We start from the raw sequence: 25870 nt of genomic DNA, 5'->3' as shown, positions 1-25870 counted from the left end.
GGTCGATGATGGCAGAGAAAAGTTCAAGAGTCAGAAATGGTGTCGCGTTATCACTGATTATCGCTTTGGTGATGGCAATGACGTTAGTGGCAGGCTGGGTGGGGATGCGCTATCCCGAAACCCTGTCTGCCTTCAATCGCTGGCTGGAAAGGCATCAATCGCTTTGGCTGTTATGGCGATTAAGTCTTTACGGATGGCTGTTCTGGGGCGGCTGGAAAACCTGGCAAAGGGTAAAGCATCAGGCGGAATACCGCGCAACACTAATGCGGATGATGGTGGTTAGTCTGCTGTTTATTCTGCTGGGTGAATATGTGCTGTCAGCCAGTCAGGGAAGTGTGTCATGACCACGAACAGTTATCTGGAATATTTCCTGACCCTGCTGGGCTGGGTGGTGAACAATGGCCTGTGGCACCTGCTGATGGCGACCGGGGTGTTTACCCTGCCGTTGGTGGTGAAGGTGATTGCGGTCTGGTTGCAGGTACGGGAAGGGGGCGAAGAAGACGGCTCTGGCGGCTTGCAGTCACTGGCCCGGCTTGAGACTACGCTCTACGGGGCGTTTTTCGTGATGGTGTTCTGCTGTGTGCCACTGGTCAGCGTCAGCCTGACCACCCTTCAGTATGACCCCTCCCGGGCCAAAAGCTGTGGCACCTGGACACCGGCCGCGCCTGAGAAAAGTGGTTATGCGCCGGTGATGTCCAGCCTGAACAATCAGACGGCGGCGGTGCCGGTCTGGTGGGCGATGGTACACCGGTTATCCAAAGGGCTGACACAGGCGGCGGTCGCCACCATCCCCTGCCGGCCGGATTTGCGGCAGCTGCGTTTTGAGGTGCAGCATACCCGCATCAGCAATCCGGCGCTGGCGGCGGAGTTGCAGGATTTTACCCACGATTGTTATGCACTGGCCCTGTATCAATGGAAACAACGTGATCCGGAGCACACCACAGACCCGATTATCCTGCATGATATCGGCTGGCTGGGCAGCCGCACATTTTTAGCCGGCGATTACCGGACACTGCAATCCCGCACACCGAGAGCTGATTTCCCGTGGCAGGAGCACCGGGACAACGGGCGGCCGTATACCGGGCAGGGCGGGTATCCGACCTGTCAGGTCTGGTGGTCAGCCGCTGACACCGGCCTGAAAGACCGGGTGCTGGCGCAGGCCGATCCGGGGCTGTGGCTGCGTTTGTCCGCTACCCTGAAAATGCTGGGTAAAAACACGCCCGCTTATCAGGAAGCGGTGATCCGCCGGCTGGTCAGCCCGGTGAACCTGACCGTTTCCCAGGAAGGCGTGGTGTATGGCGGCTACGGCGGCAGTGCTGATCCCCGTCTGCTGGATGGGGCGAACCGGATCGGGGCTTCCGCCGGTGCACTGTTGGGCGGGTTACTCAGCATGCCGGTGTTCGATGCGGTGCGCCAGGCCCTGCCGATGATGCAGGCGGTGATTTTGATGGCGCTGTATATTCTGATCCCCCTGATTGTGTTGTTTGCGGCGTATGAATTTAACACCGTCTTTACCCTGACCTTTGCGATTTTCGCGCTGAATTTCCTGACCTTCTGGTGGGAGCTGGCACGCTGGCTGGACAGTCATTTGCTGGATGCCCTGTATGGCTCAGACACCCACAGTCTGTTTAATCTGGCGGGCATGCAGAACACCTCGGATGATTTAATCATGGGACTGGTGACGGGGACGTTGTTTATTGTGCTGCCGATGGTCTGGCTGGGCGCACTGGCCTGGGCCGGTGTGCGGATGGGCGATGTCGGCGGCATGATGAGTCAGGGGGTGGGACAGGTCCGGCAATCCACTGGCATGTTCGGTCAGATGGTGATGCAGAAGATGATGTCGAAAGGGAAATAGACAAACCCGTGTTTACAACGTCAGGGATACACGGTTATCCCTGACTCATCGGTTGGGTTTTAGGTCAGTTTTCTATTTTTCCGTCTGCTTAATTTATTTATCATTGCCTCATTCATAAAAGATGAAATAACGGTTTTCAACAAGATGGATAAATGAATTATTTAACGCCAATACGTTATTGATTTAATTTATTCGATTTAATCATGCAGGGGGGTTATATTCGTTTTTATGTCGTTATATTTCATTTTGGGATTTTAATACGCAATATTCATGAGGTGAGTCACAAGAAATATAATAAACCTATGCCATTTTATTTCATATGAATTACACTGTAAATGCTGTAATACTTAACATGTTCTATATCAATAATGCCGTTTTAATGATAGTAGACGATTTATAGAAGCCTCAGTGGTTGAAGCCATTGAGGCTTCGCCGTTTAGTGTCATTAAATAAATGCGGGGAAAGTTCGGCTTACCGAATAAGTTTAGTTTTTTCGCTATTGAATTCATTATAAAAAGGGTTAAATTGGAACGCCTTGAATATCGTCTGAAAAGGTTCAGGGAAAGTCATGCGTGATATTGATAAAAATCACAAAATTAAAAAACAATCCGATCATTTTATTCCTTACAAAACGACGTATGATTTGCGGTTAACAAAAAGAGAACCCAATTTAATCAACATACTGATGCAGGTTCAGGGGTATGAATATGGTTTTTTTACGGTGTTAGGTGTCCGCCCTTTATCACAACGGGGTAACCCGAAAAGCACAGCCATTTATGTCGTTCGGTGCCGGTGTGGTAAATACGCCGTCAGGTCACTCAAGGCCATCAGAAACCCGGCGAATATGAATGACATGTGTGAGCATTGTAGCCACCTATACAACCTGAGACGCAGAAACCGCTTTTTTACTGAAGGGAAGGATGTTGATTTGTCAGAATTAACCGGCATTACCGATAAAAAGCCCCTGGACATTAAAGAATAAAGGAACGGCATTGCGCTTGAGTATGAGCTCCCTGAGCGTGTGAAACAGTGAGGCAGAGATCATCGCACTGACATTGACCAGATTTGATACACACGTTATCATCTGAATGTGATTATTAGTGATCTGTGCGCCTGTAAGGGTCACTCATTCAATGGCGAAAACAAAACTCCCGTAGCCTGCAAGGGAGCGCACTACCCTGCGGTACATCTGCGCACTTTTGGAAGCAGATGTCGTTGGACAACAACCCTCCGTCCGGCGATGAAAGTTATCCGGTGTGATCCACAACCGGCTTACCACGCAATACGGGCAGTATCTGCCTTGCCTCGTTCTGAAAAATATTCACCTGCGTTTTGAGCAATTTTCGATAAACGTCCTGAATCCTGTACAACCGTTAGGTAACAGGAACAGAAGCCATTAAGCATTTCAGCGTCCACGGTGGTGCGGCGTCACTTGGGTAAAAGCGTAGCGATTACCAAGTGACGCCGCTAAGCGGCCAACGTCCAGAGCACGTCCGGCCTGCCTTTACGGCCTATTTGATCCACGTATTACTCAAAGTCACCCGATATTACGGGCTTTTTTCTGTCTGAATCGACTTGTTTCGTTTGTTTTTTAACCGACTGCCTGACAACAGGCTGATACCGAAAAAAGGAGAAATTACCCACGTCACGATAATGAGGCGTTCATCCTGACTGAATCAGGCACTGAACGGGGAGCATGTCATCGCTGTGCTGAGCACGTCGCGAGCTCCTGCAAAAACTCAACACAACCTCGCCCTGCTACACATTGTCTGACGCACCACGGAACGGTGAACCTGAACCGACACGCAGGAACTGGTTTTAAAAATGAATAAAGAAAACAAATGAGAAGGCGAGGCGGAGATGGCGCAGAAATCGGCACGTTCTAAGATTGAACGGTTCAGAAAAGAATTTATTACCCATGCCCGGCAAGCGGGCGGGAGTTTTGCGACGGTGGCGGATCGTGAGCGGATTGCCCGGCAGTTTCTTCACTTTCTGAAAGAAAGGGGCATTAAGCTCCGGCAGATGGACAGCCTCAAAACAAAATATATTGAGCACTACATTGCACTGAGAAAGGCTGACCATATCAGCAATCGGACACTACAAAATGAGATGGCGGCGCTGCGAACCATTTTAGCACAGGCCGGGAAACACAAGCTGGCGGCAGCCGATAATCCGCGTCTGAGCAACCGGGCACTGGGGATTGCCGATATAGATCGCAGGGGAACAAAAATGGCTTTAACTCCGGCAGAATTTCAGGCGGCTTTTCAGCAGGTCGAGCACAAAGATCGGGGCGTGGCGGCGGTGATGCAACTGGCGTATGTGCTGGGATTGCGTACCAAAGAAGCGGTGGAAGCCTATAAATCTTTAGCTACCTGGAAAAAAGCGCTGGAAAACGGTCATACGTCGGTTCGGGTGGTGTTCGGCACCAAAGGTGGGCGACCGAGGCAAACGGTTATACTGGATCGGGAGGCACTGCAACAGGCTATTGACTATGCGGAGCGAGCAAAGGCAGAACGCAGTGGAAAGTTGATTAATAAGCCCACGCTTAATCAGGCGATAGATCGTTACCGTTACGTGGTCAGACGTGCCGGATTGGTGGGTAAACAAGCGCCCCACAGTATGCGCTACCATTTTGCCCAGCAATCTGGCGTGTATTATAAAGCTCAGGGTTTCAATGAGCGGGAAATGCTGGCACTGGTGTCAATGGATTTGGGGCATGGTGATGGGCGGGGACGTTATATCCGGCAGGTGTATTATCAGAATGTTGAGGGTGAATAATAGTTGTATTGATTCATGTTACATCTGATGTGTTCAATGATCTGGACTAACAGCGAGAAGCGGACGCCGTAACATGAAAGCACAGGCCCAAGCGGAGTGGGATAGGATAATGTTATTAAAGCGGTTTATCATCGAAACCATCAATGGCCAATTGAAACTGATTTCTCAAATAGAGCATTCTCGCCACCGAAGTATAAAAGGATTCTTGTTGACCGTTTTATGTGGACTGAGCGCTTACCCTGTTAAAGAAAAGAAACCGTCACCAAAGATCTTATACTCAGAAGACGATTTCCCGGTGGCGGCTTAAAACGGAATAGGGGTTTATTAAATTCCCTGCTATAACAATAATGCAATTAAATTAATTAATTAATTTCAGGCTTTCAGGTATTGGATAAGAAATGAATACTCATGCTCTTAATCTGAACACTACACTTTATGAAATATGAGGGGGGATAAAAAATGTAATGCATTTAATTTAATTTAATGTTTATATGTGAAGAAATATTTGCTTATATATTACTTAAGATAAATTTTAGTATGATACAGTGATCATTTTATGAATGTTAAATAACAATTCATAATTATGCTAAACATGATCCAATTCGATCCATGTTATACATATAATTGTTAGTGGTAAGGTGTATCACTATTTTGGAAAGTTATTTAATGGTTTAAAAATGACTCAATTGTAGATAAAGATGACTATTTCACAGTTATATTTTTAACACCATTATTTTTTATTGCGTGTGTTTTTTTGGACCGTTTTTGATGGTGTTTAGTTATTCATTTTAATTCCCCTATGGTATGAAGCTTAGTATTTAATTTAGTGTGTTCATTTAATTATTAAAAGGAGTGTATATGTCACTTTGTAAAAAAGAAATTATGAAAATGAATTATAATGAGATGATTTCAGTTATAGGAGAAACTAATCGACCACCTGGTGGCATTAAAACCATACTAAATTTCATTAATTCAACAAATATAAATAAATACCATCGTATTCTTGAAATAGGAACCTCAACTGGTTTTACAGCGATTGAATTAACAAAGGCAACTAACTGCAAGATTACAGCAATTGATATTAACGAAAGAAGCTTATCAGTTGCAAAGAAAAATGCAGAAAAATATGGTGTCATCGATAATATTAATTTTCTTCAAGCTGATGCGACAAACCTACCATTTGAAAATGAAGAATTTGATTTTATATTTTCTGGGAATATTATTTCTTATATACCAGAGAGAGAAAAAGCATTGAATGAATATAAACGAGTTCTTAAAAAGAACGGAATTTTATTCGCTTCACCAATGTATTACATGTCTTACCCATCTAAAGAGTTAATTCATCGGGTTAGAGATTCTTTGAAAATGGATATTAAGATTGATAGTGAAGATTATTGGGATTCTTTCTATAAATCATCAGGGCTTGAATTGTATCTAAACAGAAGATATAGATTTGATTTTTTGAGTGATGAACAAATAACTTCATATATATCAGATATATTTTTAACTAATAAAAATTATATTGAAGAAAATATCATGGATTTTGAAACGGAGTCAGCTTTCAAGAAAAAATATGAAGAGTATATCTTTTTGTTTAGAGATAATCTTAGTCAGATGGCTTATAAAGAATTATATATGAGAAAAAGCGACTTTATGTTTGACCGTGAATTATTTACATCCAGCGAGATAAAATAGGAAAAAATTATGCTTATTGATTTTTCAACAGAAAATAGATGGAGTAAAGTTCTCGAGTCAACTTGGTATCGACATGTTTTCCATATATATTCAGACATTATGGAAGGAACATTTTTATTTTATAATGAAAAAGGATTTTCAGCAGCTTCTCTACCTATTACTTGTTCAAGTGTGTCTAGCCCTATGGGATTAGGATCTGATTCTATTCCAGTTAAAATTAATTTGATGGGACAAGAAATCTATTTAGCTGATTCAATGCAATTTTTATTAGAGTATGCATTAAGGTTAGATAATAAAGGTGTCTGGTATACCATGCCATCTTTTAGGGGGGAGGATAGTGATGAACGGCATTTAAATCAATTTTATCATTCTGAATCTGAAATTGTCGGAGGGTTGGATGATGTGATTTTCTTATCTGAAGAATATATAAAATATATTACGGAATATATTCTAAAGAAAGGACGGCTTCAAGAAATAAAAATATCATCTGATCACTTAAAGCATATTAGAAAAATTATTAGTTGGACCTCTTTCCCTAGAATTAAATACCAAGATGCAGTACCCCTGCTTAAGAGTGAGTGTCCTGATGGAATAGAAAGTAGAAATGGCATAAGTATCGTGAACTCGATTGGTGAAAAGTATTTGATCCAAAAACATGATGGTGCTGTTTGGCTTACCCACATGGAACATCAAAGCGTTCCTTTCTATCAGCAATATGATCCTGAAAATAATCAATATGCATTGGCAGCAGATCTTTTGATTGGGATGGGAGAAACAATTGGGTGTGGTGAAAGAGCCGATTACAATAGTGTTCGTCGCTCATTGGATGAGCATCACGTTAATCCTGAGTTGTATCGCTGGTATATAAATATGAAAAAACACTATCCACTCAGAACTAGCGGTTTTGGAATGGGAATTGAACGATATATAGCTTGGTTAACAAAACATCATGATATTAGAGATATTCCAGTAATACTCAGGGATAAAAGCTTTATTGTGGAGCCTTGACTATGAAAGTTTATGTATGGGCTCCATCGAATAACGGCACTGATTTAAACAGTAATGTGTTTTGCTTTGGTGTAGAACGTTTAAAGTCGATGGGATTTGATGTTGTTCAAGATGGCTATTTGAATGAAAGCATAGATGAATTGGGTATTGTGAGTCCCCATCATCTCATCGATTTTTATGATAAATTTTTATCTGACAAAAACAATATATTATTACCTGTCTATGGAGGATTAACCTGCAATTTACTTTTACAAGAAATTATAGAACGAGCTTGTTTGAGCGATCAGCAGCTCTTATGTGGTAAAAGTGATCTGACTTGTTTACTTAATGGTATGTACACATATCATGGAATAAAAAGTTTATATGGTATTGATTTTTCTAAGTTATGTAATCCACATCTGACTAAGATGGAAGTGGATACCATTAAATGCGCTTTTCATCGGGAGCGAATCACTTTTTATTGTCCTAAAATGTATAATGATGGGTATTGGTATCTAGGGGATAGAGAGGATGTCGAACATGAAAAATGGTCCAGTTTTGATGATAGTGACATATTGAAAATATCTGGCGTTTCTGTTGGAGGGAATCTAGAAAGTCTATGCAATTTAATTGGAACAAAATATTTGCCTAGTTTTAATGATAAAATCGTTGTGTTAGAGGCTACTTCAGATGTTGAGCCGAAACGATTCATGATGAACCTAAAGCATCTTGAAATGAGTACAAATATCTCAAGTGCTAAGGCCCTTATTTTTGGCAAGTTCGCACCTAGTTCTAGGCTGAATCATGATAAAACATTCAGAAAAATATTTGATATGGTTTTTTGTAATTTAGATGTACCCATTATTTACAATATAGATATTTCTCATACTGAACCATCATATCCTTTCTATATAGGAGGGAATATATTGATAGACTTATTATCTCAAAAAATAACTATATCTTACGAATGAACTATATCCAAAGGAGTATAATATGAAACGATTGGCTCTTTTATTACATCATGCTGGTACTGCTCCTGATCTCATATACCCAAGTTTAAGAAAAATGGAGCAAGTTGAAACTATAACGTTCTTTATTAGATCTCCTACTAATAAAAGCCTCAATGATATTTATGATAAGGTGATTGGAACTATTGGACCGGGTATTGAGTGTCAAAACGAACTGGATATGATTGAAAAATTCATTGCCTATCACAAAAAATATAAAATTGATGGCGTCTTAACTTTCGCTGAAATGCTATTAAAACCCGTCAGTATTATTTCTAAATATCTCCATATCAAATTTCCATCTCCAGAAATTATAGAACGTGTTCAAAACAAAGCGAAGCAACGGAGAAGACTCGCAGAACAAAATGTTCCAATTCCTAGATTCTTTGAAATTCATGATGCAAGCCAGCTTAAATGCGCCGCTCAATCTATCGGTTTTCCTAGTTTACTCAAACCGAATTTTGGTGGTGGCGGGTATGGAATATTTGAGGTACATAATGAAACAGAATTAAACGAAAAATATCGAGAAGAGCAGAGTAAGTATGAAAATATCATTCTTGAAGGTGAATCGAGTACATTTAATCTTGAAGAAAAAATGATTGGAACTTCATGGCATAATAGTGAACTATTTGCAGATTATGTAAGTGTTGAAAGCATCATAAAATCTGGCCAAATACATCATCTAACGGTCACTGATAGAACTCAAATGTACAAGCCATTTAGAGAATCAGGATTTATCACTCCTTCTTCGCTAAGGGGTAATTACATTCAAAAATTACATGAGATAACGACCGCCGCTCTGGAAGCACTCGAACTAGATAATATGATGACTCATACCGAAATTATGTTTACACCAGATGGGCCAAAAATTATTGAAGTGAATGCAAGACCTGGTGGTACTACTCCTTTTAGGATAGGGAATGCAAGTAACGGTCAATATGACGTATTTTTTCAGTTAGCAAAGTTAGCGCTAGGAGAGGAAATAGATACAAAACCGTATTTTGTTAAGTATGCGGCGTCGAAAGTGAGTTTGTGCCCAGAAGGAGAATGGTTAATTAAATTTATTGATTTTTCAAGGGTTAATGATATTGACTCTATTGACTTAGTGATCCCTATCGCACAAAGAGGTCAGTTAGTTAGTTCTTATCGGGGCATTGAAGACCTTCTAGGGCTTTATTATCTTTCCAATGAAAACGTTCATGCATTGTTGGCAGATATGTATTCAATTGATGGAAAGCTATATGTTCAATATAAATAAATTTGAAGAAATGGAGCTCAAATGGGCTCCTAAACCACTATTACGAATCTCTGATGTATTTGTTTTTCCTTTTGCGCATGCTAATTATTTAGATCAGGATACGATTTTTAATAATTATTATCCTTTAATAGCTAGTCAACACTCAAAATTGTTTTATATACGAAGTCATGGTGATGATTTTTGTATTACGCCTTACTCCATTTGGGAGAGAGAAAGTAAATCGGCCGTCTATTCGATAGGTGCAGGAGTTTATGAAAATCAAGAGGTAGACCTGTTATTAATCGAAGTTTTTGATAAAACTAAAATGCTCAATGAGGATGTCGAAAACATCAGTAAATATATCCAATCTTCAGTGGGTGTTATTGATGTTAAAATATCTAACAAATTAAGATGGAACGCAAAATGGATAAATATATCAATCGTTCTGAAATAAATGGTTTTCTGGAAGAGTCTGAATTCCTTTATAAACTAGGTTATGGTAAAGGTATTCCTGTTTATTCTAGTTTTGGTATTCATACAATAGAGCGATTTATAGAAACATTTAAGATGCTATTATTGGAGAATAATATTTATTTTTACGAAAATAGAGTTGAAAAATTAATTGATAAGGATTATTTTCACAGAGTATATTTAAATATTAATGAGTACACAGATGAAAATATACTTTTCAATAATGATTATATCATGTCAGATGCATTAATTAGTAATCTAAGATATCTTATGTCAGAATCGGCAGAAGAAGATAAATCTGTATTTTCTAGTTCGGCTATTTTTAGATATAAGACGAGTAAACTTATACCTTTATATAAAGATCGATATATTTATCCAGTGGTTCAATTAGATCGTAAGGTGAAAGGAAAGAATGTGCATGCTTACATAGAACAATTGAAGCATCTATACCTATGTTTTTTTAGAGAGATAGGTATAGATATTTTCTTTCTTGAGGCTGAGGAAGTGCCATATTATGCTAAATATGAATTGTACTTTATAACTGGTGAAGGGAATGGATGTTTTACAAAACTCGGGATGGTTTATGTGCTTTCTGATGAGTTTAAGAAAAACTTAGGAGTGAGTTTAGATGAGGAACTCGTAGATTCTGGTTTTTCAGGCCGTACATTGTTTAAATCGATAGAGAATACTAGTTTGACTTACGGAAAATTTATGATTCATCCCAATGTAACACCTATCGATTTTATGTACTCGTGTACACATGAATTTGAGTTTCAACCAGAAATAGTCGCTAGTAAATTTGCATTAAATGCGAAGCGTTATTCGTCCACAAAATTGGCCTACCGACAATGGAAAAAAAGTGGGATACCTTTCTATATTTTGTTCCATGATGCTGTATCACTATTTTTTCTCGAAAAAGAAAGTGGGTACAATGAAAAACTCTTTCAAGATATCTATTCTGCATTAGATTTTCTTCTCAATAAAAAGGTTTCTATCGTTCAGGAAGTTCTGGAAAAAAGTCAGCACCTCCTCAATTTTTCGAAGCAACAATTTGTGGTACATTCTTGTAGGGCATGTCATAAGGATTTCTTCTATGGATTTGTTTATGATAATAAGGGGCATCACTGTCTTCACTGTGGAAGAGAAATAGAAAAAACCATATTAAATATTAACCCAACTAAAAGGTTTTATTGAAAATGAAGCTTTCTCACGGAAATTTTTCTTCACTACATAAAAACGTCAAAGCAAGGGTGATAGAAAATTTTGCCAGTAAGTTTATTAGTTCTATGTTGTTGCCTTTTACTGCTATTTATCTGGTCAGATATTTCGGTTCTGAGTTGGCTTCATTATTATTGGTTATTAATGTCATATTTGGTTTGCTCGTAAATTTGATTAGTGGTTATATTTCTGATGGTTATGGTCGTCGTCGTATTGTTTTATATGCAGAGATAATTAGATTTTTTGCATTTATTCTTATGTCATTTTTTAATTCTCCTTGGCTGATTCACGCTTCAGGTACGTATTTTATGATGCTCATTGTTTCACTTTGCTGGGGATTGTCAATGCCTGTCAATGATGCTATGTTGATTGATTCAAGTACGCAAGAACAGCGAAAATATATCTATTCTATTCTATATTGGACCGGTAATTTATCGGCTGCTTTTGCAGGAGCTATGGGCGGTTTTCTTTTCCAAGATTACTTGTTTGAGATATTTATGATCATGTCGTCCTTATCGTTCATCAATTTATGCATTATCAAGTTCTTTATAGAAGAAAGTTATTTTCCTGATTGGCAACAGCGGACTCTTAATGAACATGTTATTCAGCTAATAGTCAGTTATAAAGTTGCTTTACAAGATAGAAAATTTGTCATTTTTCTTTTGGCAGGGGCTATTATTCTGTCAAGTGAACTTCAACTTACCAATTATATTGGCATTCATCTCTACCAGAATATGCCTCAACAGGATTTTTCATTTTGGAAAGTTAAGGGAGCAGAAACTTTGGGGATACTCAAGAGTCTCAATACTATATTAGTGGTTGTTTTTATATTAATGTTCAAGAATGTGGCTGCTAAGCTTACCGAACGGAAAAATATTCAATATGGAGCATTACTCTTGGTGATGAGTTATAGCTTAATGTCATTTACATTAGATATCTATTTGTTGATTGGGTTTATGGTAATTGCGACTTTAGGGGAGGTATTTTATGGTCCTTCGGAGCAAGCAAGCTTGGCTGAGCTTATCCCTGATTCTAAAAGGAGTATTTACTTAGCCTGTAGTGGACTCCGATTTAATCTTTCTTTATTGATCGTTTCGGCAACTGTATTTATCAGCACATACCTTCAACCGATATACACGTCGCTTGTCATTTTGGGACTCGGATTCTGTGGTATTCTTATTTATCGTATTTTTTACGCCATCAATGAAACAACGGTAGAGGATCGTTTATAGTGATGGATAAAGGATTGAACGTCCGGATACGCATCGGCTTAATGAGGCGTCAATTATCCACCTTGAAGTTATTATTCGAGGGGAATAAGTGAGTTAGGCTAAACGGCCCAGAATGAGCTATCACGTGAAATGGGCATTGACAGCCAGTCTTCCGACTAACCCAAAAGCCCATCGTCTCCCTGACATTATTTTCTATCCCAGAAAATGAATTACCCATTGACCTGATGATGTCCGTTTATTAGCGTAGTCAGACTTATCGATGATCCGGTCGCTTGTGAGGATCACCTTCGGGCAGCGACAGCAACACTCCTGTAGCCTGCAAGGGAGTACACCATCGTGTGGTACATCTGCGCACCTTTGGAAGCAGATATTGTCAGCCTAATGACGATGAAGGTTGTTTAATTTTATCCATCATGGCCAACCGGCCAGTCACCCAACGGGGAACACGTTTCCCATTGGGTCGGTGTTCTCCGTTTTTTTATTCAGGAGAATACCATGCAACAAAATACACCCCCGACGACGGTGCACACTGCGCCCGTGTCTGAACATTCCTCTTTTGCTGACCTTTTTCCACAAACCAGTTCACTGGAGCGGATGCTGTTGGAGCACACGTTCATTAAAGCTGCCGCTGTGCTATGTGAAAACTACCGGCGTGATCGGTGGCAGTTCCGAAAGGTGTCAGATACCGTTGCTTATGTCGTACCAACACGGTCGGATGCATATGTTGTCAACGTCAAGACAACGGACTTTAACGGCGAAGTCTCCGCTGATACGTTCGGGTTGATGGTGACCCTGACCGTATTCGGTTATCTGGCCGCACTAATGAAGCAAGGCGGGTATGCTGATCAGTTTTGTAATCTGCGTGAATATGCGGCGTTGCAACATCCCCAGGCTCAGTGCATTCGGGCGGCTCTGGGCTTAAAGGGAGGCTGTGATGCCAAATAATGAACACATTATGCTGGACAGTCTTGCGCTGTTGGCCGTGTTTCCCGACAAGACCCCGCTGGAACGGTTGTTTCTGGGGTTCCTGCTGACCAATACCGCGTCAACATTGTGTGGCGCTCACCAGCCTGAACAGTGGATAAGCCGACAAGTCTCTGAATCGCTGACTTACCTGGTGCCGATGCGGACGGAAACCTATTCTGTTTACCTGCCGGACATACAATTGACGGTGACTCTCTCCGCCGATGCCTTCGGGCTGGCGGTTACCTCAATCGTATTGGCCCGTGTTGCGGTGCTGGATGAACCGAATGAGGAAGCGTATCGGTTCTGTGCATTGCAGGAGTACGCGCAGCAGCACCCGGAAAACGACCTGATAAGAACGGTCATGACACTAAAGCCTAAAGAAGCGGTTGTCAGCCCGTCATTTCTCCATAACAACAATAATTATCACTGACGTTATCAGCACATGGGGCTGTTAACGCTTTTCTTAAGCGCCTGACCAGGGAAGCCAAAACACCTTCCCGGTTCCGGGCGGGTGTTTTCTTTATCTAACGTGAAATCAAGGAACACCATCATGAACCCTATTTTTTTACCGGCACCGGATGATGCCGACACCGCAGTACATGAGGCATTGTTTACTGCGCAGGTAACCGGCCTGAGACAACATCCGACAGCGTCACAGCCATTGCTGACAGATACCCTGACGATAGGGGAAGCCTCCACCATTACAGAAGTGGTGCAACGCCTGAAGGTCATTCACATTTTGGGGGACTGGCCGGCACTGGAGACGTTATCCGGTCAGTGTGAGCGGGCTTTTTTTCCGCTGACCGTCATGATTGTTGACGCGCAGGACAGAAAAGTGCTCGGTGGCCGATTTGATGACGAAATTGTCTGGGCGCAACCGGTCACGCTCACGTCGGAACGTTTGTCACTGAAACGACAGCAACAGCGATTATGTCAGGCTGCAATGCTTGAGCAGAGCTGGCAGAATGCGCCGGCGGCCCGTGCGTTATGGCATCAGGCGCATTTATTGTCACTGCATCGGGTTTCATCCCGTTATCAGCAGTGCAGTGAAGTGCAAGATATCCTTCGGCACGGTGTATCGGTCAGTCTTCAGGCGGCTGCATGATGACCACAATAGGTTTAACGGTCTGGCAGGTGATTGCCGCAGCTTTACTGAAACGGCATTTTGGCCTGAACCTGACTGACACGGTATTGTGTGAAACCGATACTGCGGCAGCACTGATAGCCCGCGGTGTCCGGCCTTCAGAAGCCATTAACGAACTGGTGGATAAATACGACTTAATCCGGCTGAACACGCAGGTTATCCCGCGCAGTACGCCTTATCTGGATATCCACGACGAGCTGACGGTCCTGTTTGACAGCGGTCTGGCTGACAGGCTTTTCAGGCAAACCGACCCGTAATTCTTTTTTTTTCAATCTACCCATCGGGGGAACCGCTTTCCCTGACGGGACGGTTCCGCCTGTTTATTTTTTATCATCTGAGTGAGGAAATTAACCATGGCAGAATGGTGCACCAATCAACTGGAAATCACCGGCAAATCCGTCTGTATCGATGTGATGCAACAGTGGGTCTGCGGGGAAGAAGTTCCCCGTTACCGCCAGGCGGTGCTACAAAGCCTGCGCCTGTTTCTGGCCGGCTGTGCAGGAATACTGAAACCCACCAAACCGCAGACGTATACGCCATATCCGGCGTTAGTGCGCGGCACGGCGGCCCCGACGGCACAGCATCTGGCCTTTGAGCAGTGGCTGCTGCTGTTGCAGCATAATGTGTCGCTGAATACGGATAATATCAAACGTATTGATAACCTGTACCGGCAGTCCGGTCTTGGCCTGATGCAGTGGGACACTGTACCGGAAGCGGCGCGTGATGTTATCGCCCGTCTGCTGACCCACCAGTATACCGACTGGTTTGGTCTGGTGGGCTGGTCGGATACGCCCGATATCGGCGCCTGTTGGGATAAACTGAATGTGTATCCGCAGGCGGCGCAGCCCTGTGACATGCTGATGATTATGGCAACAAATCTGGCTACTGAAATCAGCGGCAGCAGTGGCTTACTGAAAGACATTCCCACCACCGGACAGTTTTATGAGGAGCAGTACGGGCTGGAATGGCCGTTTGGTCACCATGTGCGCTGGGAGCGCCGGAATGTCAGCAGCTTAACCGTGCGGTTTGATTCGCCCTGGGCACCGCCTTCACCTGAACTGATGGGGGAGCTGTCCGCGATATTTGACTGTGAAATCCGCCACTGGTACAGCGACGCATCAGGCAGCCTCAGAGGCTACGACTGTTATGACCAGGGTGAGCATGTGGACAGTGGCCACGGACAGTCCGGCCAACACCGGCCGGCACTCTATCTGGTGACCGGCGAGCAACAGGAAGCAGCGCTGGCTCTGCCGGCTATCGCGGTCGGGCAGTAACCGGCTGTTTCACCGCCTTACTTTCTACAAATTGACCACGTCAACCGAAAGGGGAACCGTTCCCTTTTCGGGGCGTGTTTTCCTTTTTTCACTTTTGTTCTGCAAGGAAAACATGCAATGGCCTCCCGAACCGATCATCAGAAAGAATTTATGTCACTGTTTAAGCAAACAGCCCGTTATCAGACCCGCTATCAGGTCTTCCGGGATTTTTGCAATTGTGCCATGGCGGCGATTCACAATAAGCACTGTTTCAGTGAGGAGCTGGAGCAGTATTACCTGAAAACCATCAAGAAGTACGAACGGGCCGATGTTGACCGGATTGTGCAGCTATTTTCCCATGTGGTGCTCGGACTGGCGCAGGAGTCCTGTGATTTTCTCGGCAGTGTATTTATGCAGCTGGAGCTGGGTAATAAACATCTTCAGCAATTTTTTACCCCCTGGGAAGTGGCCAGAATGATGGCACAAATGCAGTTGCATGATGCGGCAGGGCTGTTGCAGACACAACCGTTTATCACGATGTGCGATCCCTGCGTCGGGGCGGGTTGTATGATACTGGCTGCTGCCGATGTACTGAGAGAATTGGGGCATGATCCGTTGTGCAGCCTGTGGGTGTCAGTGGTTGATATTGACCCGCTGGCGGCGGTGATGGCGTACATCCAGTTATCCCTGACCGGTATTCCGGCCGCGGTCACCATCGGTAATTCTTTGCATGATGGCGGCAACAAACGGACGCGTTACACACCCGCGCATTATCTGGGTAACTGGTCTGCGCGTTTGCGGGAGGCTGAGCTTATCGCCGCCTGACCGTATTTTTCAACCACAGCGCCTTTCGGGGTGCTTTTTTTGTTTTTAATTCGCGTTAGTGCAATGAGTTAGGGTGAAAATTAAGTTGATTCAGTAATCCAGTCAGGGAGTGAATCGAGTCAGATTAATTTTCATTTCCGTAAAAAGAGTTATGCCTTGTTTCCGACCGGGATTCACCGACACTGAGCCCCGTCTGAACCGAAAAGAGGAAATACGATGTTTCAGCGTTTTAAATCCCGTTTTGCCCGTCAGAGACTGCCGCAGCCCAAGTCCCACCGGTCGGAAGACAGCAAGGGCTATTTTCAACCCCAATCAGCTGATGAATTGGCAGCAACGCCCCTGCACCGGCAATATCTTCAGCAATTATGGCAAAACAGTGCACTCCCTGAAGGACTGTATCAGCGCTTTTATCTTGCGCCGGTAAAGCAATTGCTGGGCAGTGTCCAGCAGGTGCCGGCAACCCCGGAGGGAGAATGGTCAGCGTTAGGGGGATTTGCTGACCTGACGCTGGCATTTACCGCCTGCACTGTGCGGCTGGCAAAAGGGCATATGTTGCCGCCGGGGGTGCCGCCGGAAACCCAGGCTGCCCAGAGTCTGCTGTGGCAGGCGGTGGTGTTCTGGGCTGCGTTGTTTTACCACCTGCCGTTGTTGCGGCAACTGGAAGGGGAGCTGGAAAACGGGTATCACTGGCAACCGGGAGCCTGTATGCCTGACAAACCCTTTCGTTTCCGCTTTCATTCCCCGGAAAACATCCCGGCGATCCCCCAGGAAGTGTTTCTGGCGGCCAGTCTGGTACCGGAAAAAGCCATGATGTGGCTGGTTTCCGTCCCGGAAGTCTGGCACTGCCTGATGCAGCATCTTAATGGCCGTCCGTCCACCGTGCCGCTGATTGATGCGCTGCTTCAGGAAGCAGCCGGACAGGTTCATTCACCGCTGGATAAACAGGTAACTTCACCCACTGTGACAGAAGTGGCTTTTGCTGCTGAAAACGGATCAGTCACTGCCTCGGAAACAACTGCGATCCCGCCGGTCAGTGAAATAAACCGTTCATCGCCGTCTGCGACGGATGATACCCGGACACTGTTATCATTATTTCAATCAACTGATTGATTTTTTCGTGTCAATCTGACGGAAAAACTCACCCGCATGATGCAAAACTGATCAAACGATCGGGGCGTGAGGCAGAAGTCTTGTCATAAACAGTAACCTAACTTCATCATTTAACAGTAAATAGTTTAAGTGGTGATGTGTATTTTGGTATTTGCACGGGTTTTCTGAGCAAAAAAACGTGCAGGTATGATAACTGAGGGAAAAAAGAAGATGTTGCACACAGCAGAAACGTTCAGTTGGGATGAGCTATTAGAAGAGTATTTTTTTTCACATATCCTGAGACCGGATACCGAGTGGAGTTACCGGAAGGTGGTGCGGGGATTTACCCGGTTTATGGGGGAAACGGCCTCACCGGCACAGGTGACTTACCGGGAGGTGCTCCGGTGGCGGCGTCATCTTATGCTGGAGAAAAAACAGTCGAGCCATACCTGGAATAATAAGGTTGCACATCTGCGGGCGATTTTTAATTTCGGCATGGAGCAGAAACTATTGCCACATACCGAGAACCCGTTTAATAACGCGGTGGTGAAAAAAGAGAAGAAAAAGAAAAAAATCCTGAGTGAATCCCAGATAAACCGCATTAATCTGCTGATGGGGAAGTATGCGGAAGACGAAAGAACTCAGGTCACGCCAAAGGGAGGGCGCTGTGCCCTGTACCCGACCTGGTACTGGACAACGGTGCTGGCGACCTTGCGTTTTACGGGGATGCGTCAGAATCAGTTGCTGCACCTGCGGTTGCGGGATATCAATCTGGAAGGCAACTACATTGAACTGGGTCTGGCAGGCAGCAAGAACCACTGTGAATGGGAAGTGCCGATAGTTTATCCGCTGAAACCCCGGCTGGCACAGTTACTTGAACGGGCGGTGGCGGCCGGCGCGAAAGCGGATGATCCGATTTTTGACCTCAGCCGGTTAAGTGTGCCGCACCCCAGCCGGCTTTCCCGTTACAAATACGACATTAACCGGGAAAAACAACAGCTCCGTTCGTTCTTCCGCCGGTTATCCAGAGAGTGTGATTTTGCCGTTTCCCCACACCGGTATCGGCACACGGTGGCGTCAACGCTGATGAAATCGCCGGATCGCAATTTGCCGATGGTGAAACGCTTACTGGGGCATCGCAATGTTGCGACGACGCTGGAGTACATTGATCTTGATATGGAAGTGACAGGGAAAACACTGGAGCGGGAACTGGGGTTATACACCGATCGCGTTGACAAGGATTCCGATGAGAATGAATAAACCGGCTTAAAAAAACAGGGCGGGACTCAGACAGGATTGAGGTGGAGGTGGCGTGTGAGCGGCCCTGCATCAACATTGATGGCATAAAAAGCGATATTGCCCGTTCTGTGTCCCGCGAAGTTTTCACCTGACTTGACATCAGAATCAATTACTGAAATCATTACCTTCAACAAGAAAAGGGTAACTGTTAAAACAGCTACCCTGTATCTTGTCTTAAACATCACAATAGCGTGCAAATTGTCATTTAACACTTTATTAACTATTGTTAGTTTTTTGCGCTTTTGTCAGGAAATTTAACAACCTCTGACAAACCCGCATCAAATCTTGGTGCCCGGACTCGGAATCGAACCAAGGACACGGGGATTTTCAATCCCCTGCTCTACCGACTGAGCTATCCGGGCTAACGGGGCGCATTAAACCGTATTCATGCTAATCCGTCAAACACTTTTTGCGAAAAAATGATGAAAACTGATTATTTGATGTATTTTTATACCAATCTAGTGTGGTTATTTAGCTTTGACTGCTTTTTATTAACTTAATGCACCATTTTTTCGGCATTTTGCGATAGTTAGAATATCCTGCGTTAGCAGTTTTGCTGTGATGACATCTTCAATATCTCTTTTTACTAATAGTTTACTGAGACATCCTTCAAGGATGAGTTCCATCTGTTTCGCTACTTGCTCGTTATCGTCTATATCGAGTTGTTGCAATAACGCTGATGTGTAATGGAAAGAGTTTTGTTTTTGCAGCTCTGCCAATTGGTGAATAGGGTGATCTATGTCAGGGAAAGCACTGCAAGCGGCAATAAATAAACAGCCCGGATAGCGTTGTTCCTGCACTTTTTCTTGAAGTGTATCGTAACGCGCCAATAATTTCTGTTCAGGGCTTAGCACTTCGTCCAGCAGGATTTGGCGCTGCCAAATTTCAATCTGTTGGCTGTGATAACGCAAGCAGTCATAGAGCAGAGCTTCTCGGTCAGGCCAAAAATTTTTTATATGGCCCATATCAATATCAAGGGGTGTTAAAAGTGTCTCCAATGATGCAGACAGACCATATTGTTCCAGTAAGTTCAGGACATGGCTAAGCACATATTCGCGTTGCACAATGGTTCTCCTTTCAGGTTATTTTTGTTGTATACCCTTTGGGTATATGTGCTGTACGTGTTGGCTAAAACGTTCCGCATTCATGAATCCATTGACTCTAGAATCGGTTATTTCATTCCCTTGAACGTCAAAAAACAAAATAGTCGGAAGCCCCAGTACCTTCAATTTTTGCAGTAATTCTTTCTGTTTTGGCCCGTTATCCGTGACATCTGCCTGTAGCATAAGGAATTGACTCAATTGTGTCTGTACTTGTGGGTCACTGAAAGTATATTTTTCAAACTCTTTGCAGGCAGCGCACCAGTCAGCGTACAAATCCAACATGATAGGTTGATGGCGATTTTCAGCTAAAATTTGGCTTAATTCTTGCCAATCATTTACTCGCTGGAATTTTATTACTGTTTTTTGTTGCTCTATTGTAGGGGTTCCCCATACCCAATCTTGTAAAGGGCGCGCAGCAATAAGGGCCAGAGCCAGTAAAATTATCTGTAAGGTACGAAGCCAACCGTTTTTGCTGTGCAATGTTATTGCGAAAGCCCAAATAAGGAAAGCAATCGTCAACATACTCCATAATCGGACACCCCATGTATCGCCAAGTACCCGTTCCAGCAAGAATACTGGCAGCGCCAGAATAATGAATCCGAAACCTTCCTTAACGTACTGCATCCACGGGCCACTGCGAGGCAGGAGTTTATGACCGAATAACGTGACAGCGATAAGTGGCAAGCCCATTCCAAATGCGTAGAGATAAAGGGTAAGGCCGCCAACCAGTGTATTACCACTTTGGGCAATATAGAGCAAGATGGCACTGAGTGGTGCGGTGGTGCAGGGGGAAGCAATAAGACCGGCCAAGGCTCCCATAAAAAATACGCCAATGTAAGAACCACTTTGTTGTTGATTGCTCCAATCCACCAAGCGAGTTTGGACAGAAGAAGGAAGTTGCAGTGAATATAATCCAAACATAGATAAGGCCAGCAAAATAAACAGTACTGATAGCCCGATCAGAATATAAGGGTTTTGTAGGGCCGCCTGAAATTGTAAACCGGCAGCAGCAACGACCAATCCAAGTATCGTATAAGTGAGTGCCATCCCCTGGACATAGCTTACGGCAAGCCAAAAAATCCGTTTCATACTTTCGGGGCGTTTCTGGCCCAGAATAATGCTGGAAATCAGTGGATACATCGGCAGTATACAAGGAGTAAAAGCGATGCCAATGCCAATCAACAAAGCCCATAGCGGTGAGAATGGAACATCATGATCTTTGGTCTGGATATCTTTCTGTTGCGGCTGTGCTTTTGAAGATATTGTTTCTTGAGATGTTGCTATATCTGATGATGCTACGGTTTCATTATTGGGTGATGTTGAAGCAATAACGGCTTGTAATGGCACGTTCAGGGTTTCTGGAGGATAACAATAACCCGCTTCAGCACATCCCTGATAAGTCACTTGAAGAGAAGAATCATTGGTGGCAGATAGTACAGGGACATCAATACGCGCAGATTGAAAATAAACTTCTGTTTTCCCAAAAAACTCATCCTCATGATCTACGCCCTTGGCATACGAGATGTTACCTAACGATGCTTGATTGGGCATGATGCTGAACTGTTTTCGGTAGAGGTAATAACCCGGTTTGATATCCCAGTTCAGGGTGAGTTTATTTTCTTTTTGCTGAAAATCAAACATAAATGCTTGATCAGCAGGGAGGTAGAGGTTTTGCCCTTGTTGTTCAAACAGCGCGCTGGACTTGATAGGAGAAAGAGCGATACTGCTGAACAGCAGAAACAAAATGAAAATACGTTTCATCATAAGCAATCTTTGACCCGCCTGTATCGTAAGTTTGATTCGTAAAATTTATGGGAATCTGCACTATAACCGATGATGCCCATAGCAGAAAGTCACTTGGTTAATATTAATACTATGCTATTTTTGGGTAGGGAAAGATTTTGAGGCAGGAATATCTCAGGGGCATTGTCAGCCCCTGAGATAACGTTATTCAAATAATAGGTATTGCAAAGTTACAAGATGATACCACCCAACAGAAAACCGAATGTGACGGCGAATACAACGGCAATAGTCCCGGGAATAAAGAACGGGTGATTGAATACAAAACGCCCGATACGGGTAGTTCCGGTATCATCCATCTGTACGGCTGCAACCAGAGTAGGATAAGTTGGTAGAATAAACAGGCCCGAAACCGCAGGGAAAGATGCAATTGCAGTTAATGGCATAACATGCAGCGCCAGTGCCATTGGCATTAAAGCTTTTGCTGTAGCTGCTTGTGAATAGAGCAAAGCTGAACAGAAGAAGAAAATAACTGCCAGCAGCCATGGTTGAGCATGAATTAAACTTCCCGCAGTTTCTTTGATCCAGTCCATATTAGCTTGAACAAATGTATCCCCCAACCATGCGACTCCCATAATACAGATACATGCGCTCATTCCAGCTTTAAAGGTACTGGAATTTAAAATAGCATCGGTATTAACAGAACAAACAACAGTTGTGAGGGTAGCAATACTTAACATGATGATAAGGATCGCACTGGTGGTATTCATAAGTGGTTTTTCGATTAAGCCAATACTTGGACTATTAATAATCGCATAAGTAACAATCCCAATGACTCCTAATAGAAACAGCAGTACAGAGAGTTTAGCTTTTGGTTTGATATCAATCTTATGGCTGCTGCGTAGTTCAACGAGACCATCCGCAAGGCGTTGCTGGTAAATAGGATCGTTAGACAATTTGGCATCTAAAAACCATGAGACGATGAATGACATCAAAATAATCGCAGCAAATGACGAAGGAATTATTACCATCAACATGTGAATATAACTGATACCCTGCCTTTCCATAATAAAAGACATATAGACGACTGCGGCGGAGATTGGCGAAGAGGTAAGCCCAATTTGTGCGGCTACGACAGCTGTTGATAGTGGTCGGCATGGTTTGATGCCTTGTTCTTTTGCTACTTCGGCAATTACGGGTTGTGTTGCCAGAGAGATATTCCCTGTTCCGGCCAGCAGCGTCAAACAATAAGTGACGATTGGTGCGAGGATAGTGATATATTTCGGATTTCTGCGCAGTAGTTTCTCTGTTTGTTGAACCAGATAATCTAGCCCTCCGGCGACTTGCATAACAGAAATAGCAGCGATAACTCCCATGATGATTGAAATAACGTCAAATGGAATATTACCCGGTTTGACACCGATTGCAGACAGAACTAAGACCCCAAGTCCTCCAGCAAAGCCAATACCGATTCCCCCTAATCGTGCTCCCAAAAAAATGGCCAGCAGAACGATAATTAATTCTACGGCTAACATATTACGTACCCCTTGAATTTTTAATGTTGTGAAAATTTATTGTTAAATTTTTGTATAATTAATAAAGATGAAAACTTTGTATTATATTTAGCCATCATCAGAAAATTTAACTTTATATGTCGAATGTTTTTATTTATTGTTGATTAATTTAATAGAGATTACATCATTATATATTGTTTTAACACAAACTTTTTGTGTTTTTATAAGTATAAATTACGTTTTATTTTTGATATAAAGGTTGGTTATAGTTAAAAGAAAAAATTTTTCTTAAATCATCACAAGTGATTTTAATGTAAAATTTATGTTGCATTTAATATGCAAGATTGCGAGATATGTAATATTGTTTTGGTTGTTATAATATGAACTATAATATAGTTCATATTATTTTTTGATTTCCATTCAAATGAGTATGATTCTGAAAGTGATGGTTAATATTAACTGATAATATTGCCAAACATGACTATAGAAATGGGGACAGTAATAACGGAAAGTATTGTACTTAACATGACTGAAAAAGCAGCTTTTTCAGGATGTAAATTAAGGTTACTTGCAATAACAACTACATTACCAGCCATAGGCGTGGCTAACATTAATGCTATTACAGTTAATAAATCATCAGGAACTTGAATTATATAATAAAAGAATGACATTCCAACAATAGGATATATTAGGTGTTTCCATAGTATTGAGAAAAAGGAAAATTTCCAATCAATCTCTATCTTATAAAAAGAAGATAGGGTAATTCCAATAACCATCATGCCAAGAACGCTATAAGCACCCTTAAAATTTTCTAGCGTGGAGATCAGTATTGAATTTAATGTGATATCACTGCCTTTAAAAAGCACACCTAAAATTGCAGAATAAATGATGGGTAATTTAATTATTTTTATTAGGCATTCTTTTGTGGTTAAATGACCTTTGGCTGTAATGAAATAACCTACTGTGAATTCATATAGGTTGATACCTATTATGATGAAGATGGTAATAGCTATTTGGTTGGGGTTGAAAATGGCAAAAGCTATTGGTAATGCAAAATAGCCCGTGTTGCCTGTTCCTCCTGCAAATCCAAAGAGATTGGATTTATTACAACTCCATAAGGTTTTCCCTATAGAATAAGCGATAAATGCAGCAAGTGATGCCGTTAAAAAACTTGCAATTGAATATGAGAAATAAGTTAAATCGGAAGGTGATTGTATTATTGAAATGAAAATAACAACAGGGGATATAACATATATTAACAATGATGATATATCTTTTGTTTTTAAATCCAATTTTTTACCGATAAAAAAACCTATTAATGTGATAAGTATTAATAATAATACTCTAAGCATAACTTCAAAAAACATAAATCACCTAAATTTTTATAAAATATTAAGCCTACAATATTAGTAGGCTTAATATTTTTAGCAAGTTAATTCTAGTACAGTCGCTGTTGGAATTATGGATGAGCCATAACACCGTTGAAGCCAACGCTCACCTTTGACTTCCCCTCTGCCATGAACACATCTTAAATTGTTGAAAATAACCAGATTTCCAGGATTCCATTCTTGAGTAAAAACAACTTCATCAATGGCATCATGTAAGCTAGCTAATGCTTTTTGCGCTTTTTCATTTATACCTATTGTATTATGGAATGCTACTTTCATTTCATAAATTCCATCAATACGATCTAGTACAGATGTGTTAACTTTTTTCAAATTAACATTAAATGTGGCAGGAGCAGTATGAACATATAACTTACTCATTAATGTGTCTATTTCAGCCTCGGAAATTTTTTCTAAGGCTTCGCTAAGTGAAGCTAATCTTGTTCCTGTTTTATATTTATCAGCCAAACACATTAATGATAATGTATGTGGTCTCAGGTTTCTATTTAAGTAGGCTGCGTCAGTGTGATAATCAAATTCTACTGTTCCATTACTGGATGGTATATCTTCTTTAGATTTAACAGGAACAATTTCGTGGACAAGGGCTCCATCTTTTTCTTCCTTGTATGAGAATGGATTGAAGCCTAATGCGTTACTTATCCCGAGAATACTAAGCTCTGAGATAATTCCTTTTTCTTTCGAGACAGTTCCGTCAGTTGGAACGGAAGGTATGGTTTTATCTATAGGGATATTAGTAAATTGGATATATCCTTTTCCATAGTTAATTTCATCACGAAGAATTTGAATGTCAGGTAGAAATTTCTCAGAAATTTCTTTACTCATAATAATTAATTCTTTGTTAATTTCTTTTGCGTTTTCAACTATTCCGTAAAGCTCCTCTTGCCATAATTGACATACTTTATGAGGTATAACTATCTTCACGATTTTATCCTTGCTATTAATATATATCATGCGTATTTAGTTTGTTGATAATACAATATTTTTTTATTTTTGTAACTAAACAATAAATGTCGTTATGTAATGATTTTTATTATAACGCTTTGAATTTAAA

The 25870-nt window shown here is 42.3% G+C and carries 25 protein-coding genes, 1 tRNA gene and 1 pseudogene; 20 read left to right on the top strand and 7 right to left on the bottom strand.

Going from position 1 to position 25870, the window contains the following annotated elements:
* Positions 1-5: 5 nt before the first annotated feature.
* The 3 genes from AACQ81_RS11370 (at position 6) to AACQ81_RS11360 (ending at position 2837) form a co-directional block, all read left to right on the top strand.
* Complete coding sequence (locus AACQ81_RS11370) at positions 6-344, top strand: hypothetical protein (RefSeq protein WP_237385410.1); 339 nt, start codon at positions 6-8, stop codon at positions 342-344.
* The gene (locus tag AACQ81_RS11365) at positions 341-1855 is read left to right on the top strand and encodes a conjugal transfer protein TraG N-terminal domain-containing protein (protein WP_237385409.1); all 1515 of its coding nucleotides are present in this window, start codon (positions 341-343) and stop codon (positions 1853-1855) included. The genes AACQ81_RS11370 and AACQ81_RS11365 overlap by 4 nt, the downstream gene beginning before the upstream one ends.
* A gap of 568 nt (positions 1856-2423) precedes the next feature.
* Complete coding sequence (locus AACQ81_RS11360) at positions 2424-2837, top strand: hypothetical protein (RefSeq protein ID WP_237385408.1); 414 nt, start codon at positions 2424-2426, stop codon at positions 2835-2837.
* Positions 2838-3127: 290 nt separating this feature from the next.
* Here AACQ81_RS11360 and AACQ81_RS11355 read toward each other — a convergent pair whose 3' ends face one another.
* The gene (locus AACQ81_RS11355) at positions 3128-3259 is read right to left on the bottom strand and encodes a hypothetical protein (RefSeq protein WP_272902965.1); all 132 of its coding nucleotides are present in this window, start codon (positions 3257-3259) and stop codon (positions 3128-3130) included.
* A 456-nt stretch (positions 3260-3715) separates the two neighbouring features.
* Here AACQ81_RS11355 and AACQ81_RS11350 point away from each other — a divergent pair, with 456 nt between their 5' ends.
* The 17 genes and pseudogenes from AACQ81_RS11350 (at position 3716) to AACQ81_RS11270 (ending at position 19017) form a co-directional block, all read left to right on the top strand.
* Positions 3716-4633 (top strand): integrase domain-containing protein, encoded by a 918-nt coding sequence (locus tag AACQ81_RS11350; RefSeq protein WP_237385407.1) that lies wholly within the window; start codon positions 3716-3718, stop codon positions 4631-4633.
* Positions 4634-4697: 64 nt separating this feature from the next.
* A pseudogene (locus tag AACQ81_RS11345) lies at positions 4698-4940 on the top strand (transposase); the annotation flags it as partial.
* Positions 4941-5491: 551 nt separating this feature from the next.
* Entirely contained in the window at positions 5492-6328 is an 837-nt protein-coding gene (locus AACQ81_RS11340; RefSeq protein ID WP_237385406.1) for a class I SAM-dependent methyltransferase, read from the top strand.
* A gap of 9 nt (positions 6329-6337) precedes the next feature.
* Positions 6338-7336: an asparagine synthetase A gene (locus AACQ81_RS11335; protein WP_237385405.1), complete on the top strand. Its 999-nt coding sequence runs from the start codon at positions 6338-6340 to the stop codon at positions 7334-7336.
* A gap of 2 nt (positions 7337-7338) precedes the next feature.
* Complete coding sequence (locus AACQ81_RS11330; RefSeq protein WP_237385404.1) at positions 7339-8286, top strand: LD-carboxypeptidase; 948 nt, start codon at positions 7339-7341, stop codon at positions 8284-8286.
* A gap of 22 nt (positions 8287-8308) precedes the next feature.
* Entirely contained in the window at positions 8309-9580 is a 1272-nt protein-coding gene (locus tag AACQ81_RS11325) for an ATP-grasp domain-containing protein (protein WP_237385403.1), read from the top strand.
* Entirely contained in the window at positions 9564-10013 is a 450-nt protein-coding gene (locus AACQ81_RS11320) for a hypothetical protein (RefSeq protein WP_237385402.1), read from the top strand. The genes AACQ81_RS11325 and AACQ81_RS11320 overlap by 17 nt, the downstream gene beginning before the upstream one ends.
* A complete protein-coding gene (locus AACQ81_RS11315) occupies positions 9983-11224 on the top strand; it encodes a hypothetical protein (protein WP_237385401.1) in 1242 nt (413 codons plus the stop codon). Before AACQ81_RS11320 ends, AACQ81_RS11315 begins: the two co-directional genes overlap by 31 nt.
* Before the next feature lie 2 nt (positions 11225-11226).
* A complete protein-coding gene (locus AACQ81_RS11310; protein ID WP_237385400.1) occupies positions 11227-12480 on the top strand; it encodes an MFS transporter in 1254 nt (417 codons plus the stop codon).
* 495 nt (positions 12481-12975) lie between these two features.
* Positions 12976-13425: an antirestriction protein gene (locus AACQ81_RS11305; RefSeq protein WP_272902964.1), complete on the top strand. Its 450-nt coding sequence runs from the start codon at positions 12976-12978 to the stop codon at positions 13423-13425.
* A 37-nt stretch (positions 13426-13462) separates the two neighbouring features.
* Entirely contained in the window at positions 13463-13876 is a 414-nt protein-coding gene (locus tag AACQ81_RS11300; RefSeq protein WP_237385396.1) for an antirestriction protein, read from the top strand.
* Positions 13877-13996: 120 nt separating this feature from the next.
* On the top strand, positions 13997-14551 hold the full coding sequence (locus AACQ81_RS11295; RefSeq protein WP_237385395.1) for a hypothetical protein: 555 nt from the start codon (positions 13997-13999) through the stop codon (positions 14549-14551).
* Complete coding sequence (locus tag AACQ81_RS11290; RefSeq protein WP_443089511.1) at positions 14548-14847, top strand: TA system toxin CbtA family protein; 300 nt, start codon at positions 14548-14550, stop codon at positions 14845-14847. Before AACQ81_RS11295 ends, AACQ81_RS11290 begins: the two co-directional genes overlap by 4 nt.
* 96 nt (positions 14848-14943) lie before the next feature.
* Complete coding sequence (locus AACQ81_RS11285) at positions 14944-15864, top strand: DUF1281 domain-containing protein (protein WP_237385394.1); 921 nt, start codon at positions 14944-14946, stop codon at positions 15862-15864.
* A 117-nt stretch (positions 15865-15981) separates the two neighbouring features.
* Positions 15982-16668: an N-6 DNA methylase gene (locus tag AACQ81_RS11280; protein ID WP_237385393.1), complete on the top strand. Its 687-nt coding sequence runs from the start codon at positions 15982-15984 to the stop codon at positions 16666-16668.
* Between the two features lie 216 nt (positions 16669-16884).
* Positions 16885-17778: a TraI domain-containing protein gene (locus AACQ81_RS11275; RefSeq protein ID WP_237385392.1), complete on the top strand. Its 894-nt coding sequence runs from the start codon at positions 16885-16887 to the stop codon at positions 17776-17778.
* Between the two features lie 210 nt (positions 17779-17988).
* Positions 17989-19017 carry a tyrosine-type recombinase/integrase gene (locus AACQ81_RS11270; RefSeq protein ID WP_237385391.1) on the top strand — a complete coding sequence of 343 codons (1029 nt, stop codon included), beginning with the start codon at positions 17989-17991 and terminating at the stop codon, positions 19015-19017.
* 325 nt (positions 19018-19342) lie between these two features.
* Here the strand turns inward: AACQ81_RS11270 and AACQ81_RS11265 are convergent.
* The 6 genes from AACQ81_RS11265 to AACQ81_RS11240 all read right to left on the bottom strand — a co-directional run bounded on the left by AACQ81_RS11265 (position 19343) and on the right by AACQ81_RS11240 (position 25740).
* Positions 19343-19418 (bottom strand) — tRNA-Phe (locus tag AACQ81_RS11265).
* A gap of 129 nt (positions 19419-19547) precedes the next feature.
* Positions 19548-20120: a division control transcriptional repressor DicD gene (gene dicD, locus AACQ81_RS11260; protein ID WP_237385390.1), complete on the bottom strand. Its 573-nt coding sequence runs from the start codon at positions 20118-20120 to the stop codon at positions 19548-19550.
* 18 nt (positions 20121-20138) lie between these two features.
* Entirely contained in the window at positions 20139-21923 is a 1785-nt protein-coding gene (locus AACQ81_RS11255) for a protein-disulfide reductase DsbD (protein WP_237385389.1), read from the bottom strand.
* Positions 21924-22132: 209 nt separating this feature from the next.
* Positions 22133-23434: an anaerobic C4-dicarboxylate transporter gene (locus tag AACQ81_RS11250; RefSeq protein ID WP_237385388.1), complete on the bottom strand. Its 1302-nt coding sequence runs from the start codon at positions 23432-23434 to the stop codon at positions 22133-22135.
* 434 nt (positions 23435-23868) lie between these two features.
* Entirely contained in the window at positions 23869-24780 is a 912-nt protein-coding gene (locus AACQ81_RS11245; RefSeq protein WP_237385387.1) for an AEC family transporter, read from the bottom strand.
* Positions 24781-24837: 57 nt separating this feature from the next.
* Positions 24838-25740 (bottom strand): TauD/TfdA family dioxygenase, encoded by a 903-nt coding sequence (locus AACQ81_RS11240; RefSeq protein ID WP_237385386.1) that lies wholly within the window; start codon positions 25738-25740, stop codon positions 24838-24840.
* Positions 25741-25870 lie beyond the last annotated feature (130 nt).

It is taken from the genome of Xenorhabdus sp. Sc-CR9 (assembly GCF_963897815.1).
Taxonomy (GTDB): Bacteria; Pseudomonadota; Gammaproteobacteria; order Enterobacterales; family Enterobacteriaceae; genus Xenorhabdus.
This window is presented reverse-complemented; position numbering and strand designations above follow the sequence as displayed.

Excerpts from the sequence above, each read along its gene's own strand:
- AACQ81_RS11330 (WP_237385404.1), top strand. The coding sequence starts at position 7,339 with ATGAAAGTTTATGTATGGGCTCCATCGAATAACGGCACTGATTTAAAC.
- AACQ81_RS11335 (WP_237385405.1), top strand. The coding sequence starts at position 6,338 with ATGCTTATTGATTTTTCAACAGAAAATAGATGGAGTAAAGTTCTCGAG.
- AACQ81_RS11270 (WP_237385391.1), top strand. The coding sequence starts at position 17,989 with ATGTTGCACACAGCAGAAACGTTCAGTTGGGATGAGCTATTAGAAGAG.
- AACQ81_RS11370 (WP_237385410.1), top strand. The coding sequence starts at position 6 with ATGATGGCAGAGAAAAGTTCAAGAGTCAGAAATGGTGTCGCGTTATCA.
- AACQ81_RS11340 (WP_237385406.1), top strand. The coding sequence starts at position 5,492 with ATGTCACTTTGTAAAAAAGAAATTATGAAAATGAATTATAATGAGATG.
- AACQ81_RS11255 (WP_237385389.1), bottom strand. The coding sequence starts at position 21,923 with ATGATGAAACGTATTTTCATTTTGTTTCTGCTGTTCAGCAGTATCGCT.
- AACQ81_RS11295 (WP_237385395.1), top strand. The coding sequence starts at position 13,997 with ATGAACCCTATTTTTTTACCGGCACCGGATGATGCCGACACCGCAGTA.
- AACQ81_RS11325 (WP_237385403.1), top strand. The coding sequence starts at position 8,309 with ATGAAACGATTGGCTCTTTTATTACATCATGCTGGTACTGCTCCTGAT.
- AACQ81_RS11310 (WP_237385400.1), top strand. The coding sequence starts at position 11,227 with ATGAAGCTTTCTCACGGAAATTTTTCTTCACTACATAAAAACGTCAAA.
- AACQ81_RS11285 (WP_237385394.1), top strand. The coding sequence starts at position 14,944 with ATGGCAGAATGGTGCACCAATCAACTGGAAATCACCGGCAAATCCGTC.
- AACQ81_RS11305 (WP_272902964.1), top strand. The coding sequence starts at position 12,976 with ATGCAACAAAATACACCCCCGACGACGGTGCACACTGCGCCCGTGTCT.
- AACQ81_RS11320 (WP_237385402.1), top strand. The coding sequence starts at position 9,564 with ATGTTCAATATAAATAAATTTGAAGAAATGGAGCTCAAATGGGCTCCT.
- AACQ81_RS11250 (WP_237385388.1), bottom strand. The coding sequence starts at position 23,434 with ATGTTAGCCGTAGAATTAATTATCGTTCTGCTGGCCATTTTTTTGGGA.
- AACQ81_RS11290 (WP_443089511.1), top strand. The coding sequence starts at position 14,548 with ATGATGACCACAATAGGTTTAACGGTCTGGCAGGTGATTGCCGCAGCT.
- AACQ81_RS11360 (WP_237385408.1), top strand. The coding sequence starts at position 2,424 with ATGCGTGATATTGATAAAAATCACAAAATTAAAAAACAATCCGATCAT.
- AACQ81_RS11350 (WP_237385407.1), top strand. The coding sequence starts at position 3,716 with ATGGCGCAGAAATCGGCACGTTCTAAGATTGAACGGTTCAGAAAAGAA.
- AACQ81_RS11365 (WP_237385409.1), top strand. The coding sequence starts at position 341 with ATGACCACGAACAGTTATCTGGAATATTTCCTGACCCTGCTGGGCTGG.
- AACQ81_RS11315 (WP_237385401.1), top strand. The coding sequence starts at position 9,983 with ATGGATAAATATATCAATCGTTCTGAAATAAATGGTTTTCTGGAAGAG.
- AACQ81_RS11245 (WP_237385387.1), bottom strand. The coding sequence starts at position 24,780 with ATGTTTTTTGAAGTTATGCTTAGAGTATTATTATTAATACTTATCACA.
- AACQ81_RS11355 (WP_272902965.1), bottom strand. The coding sequence starts at position 3,259 with ATGCTTAATGGCTTCTGTTCCTGTTACCTAACGGTTGTACAGGATTCA.
- AACQ81_RS11280 (WP_237385393.1), top strand. The coding sequence starts at position 15,982 with ATGGCCTCCCGAACCGATCATCAGAAAGAATTTATGTCACTGTTTAAG.
- AACQ81_RS11275 (WP_237385392.1), top strand. The coding sequence starts at position 16,885 with ATGTTTCAGCGTTTTAAATCCCGTTTTGCCCGTCAGAGACTGCCGCAG.